Annotated in this window: 8 protein-coding genes; 3 read left to right on the top strand and 5 right to left on the bottom strand. The window is 72.2% G+C overall.

Annotated features, from left to right (window positions below; all coding sequences use genetic code 11):
* Positions 1–246 (top strand): hypothetical protein (locus tag E1291_RS15955; RefSeq protein WP_131738592.1); only part of this gene is annotated, 246 nt, incomplete at its 5' end.
* Here E1291_RS15955 and E1291_RS15950 read toward each other — a convergent pair.
* On the bottom strand, positions 232–1,218 hold the full coding sequence (locus E1291_RS15950) for an NAD-dependent epimerase/dehydratase family protein (protein ID WP_131738591.1): 987 nt from the start codon (positions 1,216–1,218) through the stop codon (positions 232–234). The genes E1291_RS15955 and E1291_RS15950 overlap by 15 nt on opposite strands.
* Before the next feature lie 687 nt (positions 1,219–1,905).
* On the opposite strand from E1291_RS15950, the gene E1291_RS15945 reads away from it, so the two are divergent.
* Entirely contained in the window at positions 1,906–2,076 is a 171-nt protein-coding gene (locus E1291_RS15945; RefSeq protein ID WP_165495133.1) for a DUF397 domain-containing protein, read from the top strand.
* Here E1291_RS15945 and E1291_RS15940 read toward each other — a convergent pair.
* The 4 genes from E1291_RS15940 to E1291_RS15925 all read right to left on the bottom strand — a co-directional run bounded on the left by E1291_RS15940 (position 2,048) and on the right by E1291_RS15925 (position 9,606).
* Positions 2,048–2,272: a hypothetical protein gene (locus tag E1291_RS15940; protein WP_131738589.1), complete on the bottom strand. Its 225-nt coding sequence runs from the start codon at positions 2,270–2,272 to the stop codon at positions 2,048–2,050. The genes E1291_RS15945 and E1291_RS15940 overlap by 29 nt on opposite strands.
* A 20-nt stretch (positions 2,273–2,292) precedes the next feature.
* Positions 2,293–6,813, bottom strand: a complete 4,521-nt coding sequence (gene fxsT, locus E1291_RS15935) for an FxSxx-COOH system tetratricopeptide repeat protein (RefSeq protein WP_131738588.1) — start codon at positions 6,811–6,813, stop codon at positions 2,293–2,295.
* The gene (locus E1291_RS15930; protein ID WP_131738587.1) at positions 6,810–7,955 is read right to left on the bottom strand and encodes an AAA family ATPase; all 1,146 of its coding nucleotides are present in this window, start codon (positions 7,953–7,955) and stop codon (positions 6,810–6,812) included. The genes fxsT and E1291_RS15930 overlap by 4 nt, the downstream gene beginning before the upstream one ends.
* Positions 7,956–8,118: 163 nt before the next feature.
* Positions 8,119–9,606 (bottom strand): VMAP-C domain-containing protein, encoded by a 1,488-nt coding sequence (locus tag E1291_RS15925; RefSeq protein WP_131738586.1) that lies wholly within the window; start codon positions 9,604–9,606, stop codon positions 8,119–8,121.
* A 228-nt stretch (positions 9,607–9,834) separates the two neighbouring features.
* On the opposite strand from E1291_RS15925, the gene E1291_RS15920 reads away from it, so the two are divergent.
* Positions 9,835–11,925, top strand: coding sequence for a glycosyltransferase family 4 protein (locus E1291_RS15920; RefSeq protein WP_131738585.1), 2,091 nt, complete (start codon positions 9,835–9,837; stop codon positions 11,923–11,925).
* Positions 11,926–11,928 lie beyond the last annotated feature (3 nt).

The raw sequence follows: 11,928 nt of genomic DNA, 5'->3' as shown, positions 1-11,928 counted from the left end.
CTGGCGGGCGCGCACGCCTTGGACGGCGACGCCCCGGCCGCCGCGCGCCTGCTCGGTACCGCCGCCGCCCTGCGCGCCTCGGTCGGCGCGCCGCTCCCGCCCGCCGAGCGCGGCGACGTGGACCGCATCACCGCCACGGTCCGCGCCGTCCTGGGCGCCGAGTTCGACACCGCGTTCGAGATGGCCTTCGACGACACGTTCGCGGCGGGTGCCCGCGCCCCGCTCGACCTGTCAGGAGCGCAGTAGCGCGGCCTCCTGTTCCGGGCCGAGTCCGACCGCCGGACGGTCCGCGCGCAGCGGCGCCCGCCCGCCGAGCGACCGGAGCCACTCCCACGTGCCGTCCACCGTCTCCTCCACCGGACGGCAGCGCAGCCCGGTGGCGAGGGCCCTCGACACGTCGCCCTGGTGCAGGGCGGCGTACAGCTCGCCGCCGGGCGGCAGCCAGACCGGAAGGTCCGACCAGGGCTCGACGCCCGCCGCGAGGACCGCCTCTGGCGCGATCCACACCAGTTCCGCGTCCGACCCGGTGACGCGCGCGCACGCCTCCAGGAGGCCGCCCATCGACGCGTGGCCGGGCTCGCTGACGAGGTTGTAGGCGCCGCCGAGCCCCTGCTCGACGGCGCCCAGCGTCCAGGCGGCGAGGTCGCGGACGTCGATGTACTGGATCGCGAGGTCGCGCGGGCCGGGCGCGGGCACCCGGCCGCCGCGCGCGACGCGCGTCAGCCACCAGGGCAGGCGCCCGATGTTCTCGTACGGGCCGAGCACCAGGCCCGCGCGGACGAACAGGGCCCGGTCGCCGAACGCGCCGGCCGCCGCCAGCTCGCCGCCCCGCTTGGCCCGCGCGTACGGGACGTCGCCGTCGTCGGGCGAGCCGTCCACCAGGGGACCGTTCTCGTCGAGCCCGGCCGGCGCGGGACGGTCGTACACCGAGCGGCTCGAAATGTAGACGTACCGCCCGGCGCGCCCGGCGAGCAGCCGCGCGGCGTCCCGGACCACCGACGGCGCGCCCGACCATGTGTCGACGACGGCGTCCCACTCCCCTCGGGCGAGCGCCTTGAGCCCGTCCGGGCCGGTGCGGTCGCCGCGCAGGGACCTCACGCCGCCGGGCGGCTCGTGGCGTCCGCGGTGGAAGACCGTCACCTCCCAGCCACGGGACAGCGCGTCCTCGGTGATCGCGCGGCCGACGAACTCCGTCCCGCCCAGCATCAGCAGCTTCATGGGGTCACTCTGTCATCTGTACGTAACGTACAGAACGTCTGCACGCTCTCGGCGGAATCGCCGGCCGCGTGAGCCGCCCCCCCTCACGGCCGGGCGGGAGGGTGGAGACTGCCTGGTCGTCCGTTTTTGTAGCGATCCATTTCTTGCGGGGAGCGGAAAGCGCCGTCGAGGTCGCCGGAATTTTGTCCTCTTTATGGGTTGCATTGGCGCTTTGATGCTTCTACTGTGGCTGAGGTCCTCAAAGAGTCGTTTGTCAGGCGATGGGGACATTGTCATGTTTTGCCCACAGGTCGGTCCGTGTACGCCAGCCCGAGCCCCCCGCCCCCCACCGACGACGGACCGTCCGCTCCCGAACCGGTCGCGGCCGAAGCGCGCCAGGGACGTGCTAGCCCCCGCTCTACGCGTCCTCCCGCTCTTCGGTCGCGGCCCCAGGGCATGCCGGCTCGACGACCGTCTCCGCGGTCGCGGGATTCGCGGCGGGAATGGCGCCGCATTGCTTATCCCGGACGGAGATCAACCCTGTTTGGGTAGAAATCCACAAAAGTCCGGCCTATGGGGTGAGACCCTTGCTTCGCGGTGATTAGCGCGATATACGGAGATCGTGCTCCGACCGGCTGATATCGGTTTTCTTGACTTCGCTCCGGGTCGGTGAACTGTGGTGTGGGCGGTGCTGACATGGGTGCTGGCATGAACGTTCCCGAACCGGTCCAGGGCTCACCGGCGGGCGAGGCCGACCCGGAGAAGCTGATCGTGCTCCGGGACAGCAAGGACCCGGCCGGGCCGGTGATCTTCCTGACCCGGCGGCAGTGGTGTGCGCTCCTGCGGCGGATCAAGTCGGGCGACTACGACCCTCGGTGACCGCCGTCCTGGACCGGCAGACCAGGCAGGAGCGGCGGTGCTCGGCCGCGTCACCCGCGTCGCCCGCCACGACGTGCCGGACGACCGTGACGCTCACGCACTCGGAATTGTTACTACCGTTCGACCGGGTGCTGGTCTGCCATGAAGCCACCTCAAGGGTGTCCTCGGTGACCATCGCCGCCGTCTCGTGCATCATGTCGCTTCCATGGATCTCGGCTAAAGCGGGAGCGGGTGAATGTCGCAGTCGGCGCGGCGGCTCTGGCCCGCGGCGATCGTGGCCGGGTGCGTCTCGCCCAGAACGCGGCGATAACGCGCCACCGCGTCGGCGAAGAGCGTCTCCGCCTCGATTTGGGACGCCCCGCCCGGCTTGCGCAGATCGAGCGACAGATTGAGCATCGCCGCCAGAGTGGTCGGATGATCGACGCCGTTGACGCGCTGAGCCCTTTCCAGGGCCGCGCGGCCGAGGTCCACCGCGAACTCGAGATCGCCGAGGGCCACCGCGTCGCTCGCGAGATTGATGGCGCCGATGATGCTCCACGGATGCTCCTCGCCGACCCCGTCGACCAGGAGGGCCAGGGCCTGCTCGTCCATGCGCCGGGCTTCTTCCACACGCCCCGAATGGCGCAGCGACACCGCGACGTTGATCCTCGCCGCCGAGGTGTGGGGATGCTGCGACCCGTACATCTGCACATAGCGCTCCACCACCTGCTCCCCCACCACGATGGACTGGGGCAGGTCACCGGTCTGACGCAGGTTCACGGCGTGGTTGAGCGCGCCGATGACGGTGGCGGGAGAGTCGTCGCCGTACCTGGCCCGCCCGAGTTCCAGCGCCTCGGCCGACAGCGCCAGCGCCGCGTCGTGGTCGCCGGCCTTGCGCTCGGCGACCGAGAGGCTGCTGATGTTGGCGATGGTGCCGGGGTGGTCGGTGCCGTATCTGGCCTTGATCCGCTGGGTGAGCTGCCGGAAGAGGTCCCGAGCCTCCAGGTAGCGTCCGCTCTCCATCACGTCGGCGGCGGTGGCGGCCAGTGAGCTGAACGAGGACAGGTGGTCCTCGCCGATGACCCGGGCCTGCCGGGCATGGGTGTCGCGGTCGAGTTGCTCGGCCTCCTCCGAGCGGCCGTTCAGCCGCAGGCTGATGCCGTAGTAGAAGGCGTGGGTGAGCGTGATCGGCTCGTCGGGGCCGAACCTGCGGCGGGCCGTCTCGTAGAGCTGCCGGTCGATCTCCAGGGCGCCGGCGAAGTCGCCGAGCATCCGCAGCCCGATGCAGACGTAGCCCTTGGCCTCCAGGGAGCGCTCGTGCTCCTCGCCGTACTTGGCGACGAGGATGTCCCTGGCCACCTTGTCGCTCTCGTACGCCTGCCGGTGATGACCGAGGCCGCGCAGCCCCCGTCCCATCTTCATCTGGGCGTCGAGCTTCTGGTCGTCGTCCGCGCCGAGCGTTTCGCTCCACACTTCGGTGGCCTGCTCCGCGAGGCTCAGCGAGCCGTGGTAGTCGCCCCATCGGAACAGGAAGTCGATGGCGTTCAGCACCAGGCCGCGCGCCCATTTGTCGGTGGAGTCCACCAGCCTGGAGAACCGGATGTGCGGCAGCAACGCCGCGTAGACCGGCCAGTTCTCGGTCGTGTTCGGGTTCCTGGGGTCGGCGTTGGCGAGCAGCAGATGGGCGCAGTGCCGGTACTCGGCGTCCTCGGTGGAGACCAGCTGGCTGCGCAGGACCTGCTGGACCAGCCGGTGCAGCAGGACGGTGTTGTGCCGATGGCTGATCTTGGCGAGGGCGTACTGCCCGATCGCCCGGATCGCCTGCCCGAGCTTGATGGGGTCGGCCAGGGTGTCGACCAGCTCGTCGGGGCCCTCCAGGTTCCGGGCCCCGGACAGGATCCGCACGGAGATCGGCTCGGGCGCGAAGTAGGCGCACATCTGGAGCAGCCGCAGGGCGGGCCGGTTGTTGGCCGACAGCCGTTCGAGCGAGACGTTCCAGGCCGCGGCGACCGGGACGGGGTAGTCGCTGGACGAGGTGTTCTGCGCGAGGATCTCGTTGGTCTTCTCCTGGAGCAGCACCAGGTACTCGTCGACCGTCATCGCGGTCTCGGCGAGCCAGGCGGCGGCCTGCTCGATCGCCAGCGGCAGGTCGCCCAGCGCCTCGGCGAGATGGTCCGCGGCCAGCTGGTCCAGCTCGGGGTCGCGGATGCGCAGCAGCTCGATGCTCTCCTCGCGCCGGAACACGTTGACCTCGACCGGCTGGGCGACGCCCGTCCAGGCCGGGTTGCGGGACGTGACGAGGATCTTGCCCGGCCCGTTGGCGGGGAAGAAGTCCCGGACCTGGGGGATGTCCTCGGCGTTGTCGAAGATCAGCAGCCAGTTGCGGAAGGGACGGCCGACGCGCAGCGCCTCCAGGACGGCGGGCACGGCGACGCCGGCCTCCTGGCCGACCGGCAGGGCGAGCTCGGAGGCCAGGTCCACCAGGGACGACCTGATCTGGCCGTCGCCCTCGGCGGGCACCCACCAGATGAGGTCGTAGTCCCGCAGATGCCGGTAGACGTACTCGATGGCCAGCTGGGACTTGCCGACGCCGCCCATGCCGTGCAGGGCGTGGGGCAGCACGGCCGTCGTTCCCGCCGACAGCGAATCGTGCAATTCCACCAGCAGCTCTTCGCGGCCGGTGAACTGGATGTTGCGGGGTGGGACATTGCCCCAGACGGGAGGTGGTTCATTGGGATCCCGGTCCGCGGCCGGCGGCAGGGAACGGATGGACACTCTGACTCCAGGGGCGAGTAGGTCGGCCTGATGATCGAAGAGGGGCACGGAGGGAGGCGCGGGCAGCGAAGGGGAGGCGGGATGTCCGGCGATGTCCGCGGGTGACTGCATGGTGTCCTCATCCAGGGTGACCTTACCGAGAGTCACATGATCGATACCCTGTGCGGACGGCGCCGATGCCTCGGAGTGGAGCATCCTGCGCAACCGCTCGGCGGGCTCCCGGTAGGGGGCGCCGAGGGCCCGCAGCCCTGCGACGAAGGGGGCGACGAAGGACGCGCTGGCCGCGGGGACCCGGGGCAGCGGCGCCGTCCGGGGGGTCAGCAGGAGCTGCCGGAGCGGCGACAGGACGGTGGTGCCGCCGCGGAGCCGGTCCAGCAGGGACAGCATCACCCACGCGGTCTGCGACCTGCGGCCCGCCGCGAGCAGAGCCTCGCGGGCGCCGCTGACGAAGTCGTGGGTGACCGCCACCCGCCCGGGTTCGGGGACGTCCGCGGCCACCCGGCGGATCAGTCCGCTGCCGAGCACCTCCGCGAGGTCCGCCGGACGTGAGGACGGCAGCGTCGCGGCCTGCATCATCCGCATCAGCGGCAGGGACAGCGGCAGCGCGGCGAAGTGCACGGCGAGCTGGAACGCCTGGGGGGAGGCGCCCGCCCTGAAGCGGGTCACGAGCTCGGCGGGCGAGGCCGGTGACGGAACGGCGACGGGACCGGCGTTCACGTCGTCGTCCTCAGGGGTTCCGGTCGCCGAGCCGTCATCGGCCGGGACGGCTGGGCACCAGGTGACCGCACCGGCCAGGTGGCGGACGTCGCCGGTGGCGAACCGCGCCCATCCGGTCAGCGGCGCGGCGGCGAACTCCAGGACGGGCACGGGGACGGCGGGCTCGTCCGGCACGGCGCCGCACGCGGACAGCCGGCGGTTGGCCGCCAGCGCGCCGGGCGCGGCCAGCATCGCGGGGACGGGGGCGAGCCCGGTGCGCCGCCACAGCCGTACCGGCAGCGGATTGACGATGACGGTCGGGAGGGCCGCCGCGAGCGCCGCCAGCTCCGGCGCGAGCCGCCCGTCGTCCCAGGCGCCGCCGACCCCGCTGCTGAACAGCATGACGAGCCTGCGGCGCCGTTCGCCGAACCGGGCCAGCCCGGGCACCGCGCCGCCCGGCCCGCCCGGGGACTTCGGACGCAGCCGCAGGTCCGCCGCGGTGCTGTTCAGCAGGTACACCCGGACGCGCCGGAACGCGCACACGTCCCGCGCGGCGGTCACGAGCCCGTCGAGCTGCCCGCGGTGCAGGCCGGAGAACGGGCCGTCGTCCATCACGACGTCGAGGTCGAGCCACCGTTCGGTGGCGGGGAGCCAGCGCGGCAGCCAGAGTCCATCCTCCGCCGCCCGCTCGGCGGTGGCCTCCTCGTCCAGAACCCGCGGCGCCCGGGGGTCCGGGACGCGCCGCTTGAAGGTCCGCAAGGCCCGGACCAGTGCGGGCCTGTCCAGGATCGGCGGCACCTCCAAGGGGATCCCGCCGATGATGGCGGGCTCGGCGTCGTCGGGACCGTCCTCGGCGCCGGCGAAGGGAAGAGTCCGCCAGCGGCGGACGTCATGGGCCGATCCCCGCTCGGCGGAGCCTGCCCATGGGGTCGAACCGGAAGGATCCACCGGCCCGGCGGTGCCTCCGGGACGAACGGCGTCTCCAAGACGAACAGGGTCACCGGTACGGATGGTGGGCGGAGCCGGTCGCGCGTCCGGTGACGATCCGGTGCCGGGGCCCGGACTCGCCGGCGCGGGCCCGGCGAGCGGACGGGACGGGCTGGGGCCCGCCGTGTCGGGGAGGCCGGGGGAGTCCGGGCCGGAACCGGGCGCCGCCGAGCGGTGCGCCGCGAGCCACAGCGCGTCCGCGATCTCGTACCACAGGAGGGAACCCGCCCCGGAGCGGTGGCCGTCCTGCGCGTCCGGCAGGTGGTCCGGCCGACCGGCGGGGCGGCGTTCCCGTGTCACTCCGGAACCGCCCGCGCCATGGTCAGTCTGCGCCACAGGAGGTCGAGCACGCGGTCCAGCGAGTCGTCGGACGCGAGGCGCCCGGACGTGGCCAGGTACACGGCGTTCATGAGCTGGTCGCCCGACAGCTCCGGCGCCGTCTCGCGCTGCCGCAGGAACCGGACGAGCAGGGCGCGGGCCTCCTCGTCGTCCCGCCGCCCCAGATGCCCGGCGATCATGTCGGCGAGGCGGTCGGGCGAGGGCTCGGTGAGCTCGAAGCGCAGGCACCGGCGCAGCAGCGCCGGGGGGAACTCGCGCTCCCCGTTGCTCGTGATGACGATCAGCGGGAAGGCCCGGCACTCCACCTGCCCGCCCGTCAGCACGGCCCGGCCGCCGGGGTCGGCGGTGTGCACCGTGACCTGCGGTGCCCGGTTGGCCGCCCGCACCAGCTCGGGAACGGTGAAGGAGCCCTCCTCGAACACGTCCAGCAGGTCGTTCGGGAGATCCTCATCGCCCTTGTCCAGCTCGTCGATGAGCAGGACGCGCGGCGTCCGGTAGGGGAGCAGCGCGGTGCCGAGCGGCCCGAGGTGGATGAAGTCGCCGATCGAGGCGGCGTCGGGCGGCGGGGACGGGGCCGGGACGCCGTCCCGCGCCCCGGCGGGGCCCGGCCGGGCGAGCGCACCGCCGTGATCGCGCCAGACGGTCTCCTGCGCGCGGCCTATCGCGTCGTAGTCGTAGAGCCCGCCGCGCAGGGTGCTGCGCGAGCCGATCGGCCAGCGCAGCACCCGGCCGAGGCCCAGCTCGCTGCTGATCTTGTAGGCCAGCGTCGACTTGCCGACGCCGGGCCGGCCGAGGACGAGCAGCGGCCTGCGCAGGTACAGCGCGGCGTTGACGGCGTCGATCTCCGCGTCGTCGATGCCGAGGACCGGGCCCGGCGAGCCCAGCCGCCGCCGCAGCTGCCGGTGGTCGCGCGGCGGCGGGGGTTGCAGCGGGCCGCCGTTGAAGGCGCGCCATGGCGGCGGATCCGGCAGGACGTCGGGCAGGGAGAAACCGGGGCGCGGAAGGCCCGTCCCCCGGTAGATCGGCCAGGTTCCATCGCGGTCGTGTCCGCCCTCTTCGCGCTCATGTGCGCCGACGTGCGCTGGCGGCTCATTCGCGCTCACGGAACGCCCCTTCTAGGGAGATGCCTTCTCGCTGAATGGACACGAGGGACATCTGCGCGTTGATATGGAACTTTCTCCGGGTGCACCCGAATCACACCAAGCATGGCTTGCGGCACGGGGGCGTGCAACCGCATGCGGGACACAGGTCCGTTCCGGTCAAGATTCACATTGACGCGGACAGTGGGGGCAGGTCGATCGGGCGATAGTAAGGATCCCAAACAAGGGAAATGTGGCGACCGATTCTCGCCGCCGGGTCGATGCCGAGTTCGGCGGCCGTCCGCATGGCCTTCACCGCTGCGGGCAGGCCCAGAATCGGCTCGTTCTCCACCGCCTCCCAGAGCTCGTCGTGAACGGCCGGATCACGGCTCCAGAGGACGGCGGGCAGGCCGGTCCTGAACGCGACGATCAGTTCGGACCGTCCGGGTTCGCGATCCGGCGGAGAGGACAGCAGGTAGGCGACCACCTCCGTTCTGGAATTCAGGTGCAGGCGCAGCTTGCGCGCGTCGCCGTCGAACTCGGGTGGGCATCGATGTACGGTTTTTTGAGAATTGCGCAAAAGCTCCGATGGCGCCCGATGGGCATGAAGCACCTGGGAACGCATGTTCCACGAGCGGTGCCACCCGGACTCCCGCAGCCGCTGCTGGCTGCGCAGCACGACCTCGTACTCGGTGCCGATCGGTACCGCCGTGGGGTCGTCCACCGCGTCGCCGAGCCACTGGTCGACGTCCAGGTTCATCAGCTCGGACGGCAGGAAGAGCTCCAGGTTGAGCGGACCCCCGAAGCGTCCGGCCCAGTCGCGCTCGGCCCCGCGCAGAAGCGCGGCGATCGCCCCGGGTATCTCCTGGAGTTCGACCACCCGCTCGTCACCGGCCGGCTCCGGGGACCACCGCACCGGATCCGTCTGCCGCCAGTGGGTGACGACGTAGCGGCCCGGCGCTCCGCGCAGGTCCTGCTCCAGCAAGATGATCAGCGACATCGGGAACCCCGGCCCGGCCGAGCCGGCGAACCGGGCCCGCAGCCGTTCCATCCTCTCGGCGATCGGGTTTTTCTTGGCCCGGTACGTTCCGATCTGCTCGGTCGCCCATGCCCGCAGGACGCCCGCCTGCGCCTGGAACGACGGGTCGTCGCCGCTGCGCAGGAGCGTGGCGAGCAGATCGACGAAGACCAGGTGCGGAGGGACGCCGTCGGCGCGGACGTTGGTGTCGGCGAGCCGGACGAAGGCGTCCCAGGCGTTGTGGAGGGCGGCTGGCGGCCGCACCATCCCCTCCACGGCGACGTTGAACAGCCGGGGGATCTCCGGGATCGCGCACCGTTCCAGCGGCTCGCGCAGGCGGTTCTCGTCCGCCGTGCCCACCAGCGTCTCGGCCGGGCCGAGGAGGCCGCAGAAGCGCACCGCCTCCGCGTCGTCCCCGGCCAGCATGGTCAGGGCCCGGATCAGCGCGTTCATCCCGCCCGCGCGGTCCGCGCACGCGTTGAGGATCGCGAAGATGTGCGCGGTCGGCAGGCTGAGGTCCGCCACGATCAGGGCCGCGCCGAGTTGCTTGCCCACGGCCTCGATCAGCGCGGCGCGCCCCTCGGCCGTCCGCATGACCCCGACCCGGCCGAGGGCATTGGTGAGTGCCACGGTGTCGACGCCGTCGTCCTCACGCATCGGCGGCACCGCCCACGGGCATTGTGGTCAACGGGGTGTCCCATCGCGTCATGGGTGGGAGGAGATGAATGGTCGTGCAATATCCTGGACTTTACGGGCACCTCCCCGGTTCTCGCCAACCCACCGGGAGCGCCGACGCCACCCCAGCCTTTATTGAGAATTGAACCTGACCGGAAACCGGGGGCGCGTTCGGCCGTCCGACCTGGCCTCTCGTCGCAGGAGGAACTCATGGATCACCCGGGGAGCGCCATCGTCGCCCTGAAAGAAGATCTGTGCCGATTGCGGATTTTCGCGACGGTCGCCCACCGGGAGACGCTGCTTTCGGCGCTGCGCGGCGTCGGCATTGGGATCGATCCGGACATCAGCGGTGGAGTCCGGCAGGCCGTTTCGCTCTTCGTCGACATCTGCCTGGAGTACCCGCACGCTTTGGAGCGTCTCAAGACGCAGATCACTTACTTCGAAGGGCCCACCCGGTCCGCCGCGAAGGCCGTCCGGGCGATCCAGGATCTGCTGCCCAGCGCGTGGTTCGAGAGCGTCGCCGAAAGGGACGAGTACGTGGCCGCGCTACGCGCGCAACTCGGCCCGGACGAGCTGAAGCGCCGCCTGCTGGCCGAGGGGCTCTCGTCGGAGCCGGTGTCGGTGGACGCCCTGGTCTGCGCTTTGGAGACCAGGCCGGTGGCCGGGCCGTCCCACCCTCTGGTGGAGCTCACGGCCGACGTGGCGGGCGGGGCGCGTCCGGTCGGCGGCCCAGGTGCGGCGGCGCTCCTGGAATGGGAGAAGACCCTCGCCGAGCGCATGGGCCTGCCCGACCCGCTCGACCTCCCGACTCCGCCTGCCCCAGGTGGCGCGCCCGGCCCACTGAACAGGCCCGGCCCGCCGCCCATGCCCGACCGGGTGTACGGGGACAAGCAGATGAACGTGAGCGGCCGGTTCGACTCGGGCGGCCCGCCGGGCATGGGCGGGCCCTATCGTCCGGCCGGGCCGCAGGCGCAGCCGTCGTCCGCGCCGAATGACCCCGCGCTGAATCACCCCGCGCTGAATCACCACATGTCGATTTACCTCGCGTCGCGGGCCACCTTGCCGAAACACGGTCTTCCGTCCGGCCGGTCCCGCTACCGCAGTGCGAACCGGGCGCGCGGCGGCCTGCGCATTCTGTCGGTCGGGACGGAGTGGGCGTCGGCGCACGGGGGCCTGAGCACCTTCAACCGGCAGCTGTGCACCGTCCTGGCCTCCTATGGCGCGGAGGTCTCCTCGCTCGTCGAGACCCTCGACGACGAGGAGGTCCGGGACGCGATGGACGGCGGCGTAAGGCTCGTCACGGAGCCCGACCAGCGGTTCGACGTGGTCATCGGGCACGGCCGGATCACCGGGACGCGCGCCCGTGACCTGGCCGAGCGGTTCCCCGGGACCAGGCGCGTGCACTTCTTCCACATGGCGCCCGAGGAGATCGAGTGGGTCAAGCACCGCCGTGAGGACGGCGCCGAGCACCCGGAGGGCGATGCGGGCGGGCGGCACGGCGACGCCGGTGACCGCGCGGCCGCCCGGCGCGCGCTGGAGATCGAGCTGGGAGCGAGCGCGGACCTCGCCGCGGCGGTGGGGCCGCGCCTCTACGAGCGCTTCAAGCTGGACCTCGCCCCCTACCCGAGTGCCCGGCTCATCCGGTTCGATCCCGGTTTCGATTTCCAGTCGCCGGCCGAGCGCACGGCGCCGCCGGGCAGCCCGTGGCGGATCCTGGTCTTCGGGCGGACGGAGGACGCCTTCCTGAAGGGACTGGACCTCGCGGCCAAGGCGGTGGGGCGCGTCCATTCGTTCCGGGGCGCGGCGGCCACGCGGATCGAGCTGGTCGTGCGCGGCGCGCCGCCCGGGCACTCCGAGAGCCTGCGCCGCAGGCTGCACGAGGCCGCGGGGGTGCCCGGCCTGATGATCACGGTGCGCCCGTTCACCGCGGACGCCGCGGGCGTCGCCGCCGACCTGCGGGAGGCGAGCCTGGTGCTGCTGCCGTCGCGGGCCGAGGGGTTCGGGCTGTCCGGCCTGGAGGCGATCACGGCCGGGACGCCGCTGCTGGTGTCGGGTGAGAGCGGGCTCGGCATGCTGCTGGCCGAGGTCCTGCCGTCCGAGCAGGCCCAGCGCTCGGTCGTCCCGATCTCGGGCGACGAGGAGACCGACGTCGCGTCCTGGGACCGGGCGGCCTGGGCGGTGCTGCGCGACCGCGAGGCGTCCTTCCGGCGGGCCGCCGAGCTGCACCGCGCCATGGCCGCCGAGCGCACCTGGCACGAGGCGGCCGGGCTGCTGCGCGAGCATCTCGGACGACGGAGCTGAGGG

It is taken from the genome of Actinomadura roseirufa (assembly GCF_900659635.1).
GTDB lineage: Bacteria > Actinomycetota > Actinomycetes > Streptosporangiales > Streptosporangiaceae > Spirillospora > Spirillospora roseirufa.
The sequence above is the reverse complement of the archived record's forward strand: the minus strand, read 5'-3'. Positions and strand labels throughout refer to the sequence as shown.

Bases quoted from the DNA above. Each gene is read 5' to 3' on its own strand.
- E1291_RS15920 (WP_131738585.1), top strand. From the start codon at position 9,835: ATGGATCACCCGGGGAGCGCCATCGTCGCCCTGAAAGAAGATCTGTGC.
- E1291_RS15950 (WP_131738591.1), bottom strand. From the start codon at position 1,218: ATGAAGCTGCTGATGCTGGGCGGGACGGAGTTCGTCGGCCGCGCGATC.
- E1291_RS15940 (WP_131738589.1), bottom strand. From the start codon at position 2,272: ATGATGCACGAGACGGCGGCGATGGTCACCGAGGACACCCTTGAGGTG.
- E1291_RS15945 (WP_165495133.1), top strand. From the start codon at position 1,906: ATGAACGTTCCCGAACCGGTCCAGGGCTCACCGGCGGGCGAGGCCGAC.
- E1291_RS15925 (WP_131738586.1), bottom strand. From the start codon at position 9,606: ATGCGTGAGGACGACGGCGTCGACACCGTGGCACTCACCAATGCCCTC.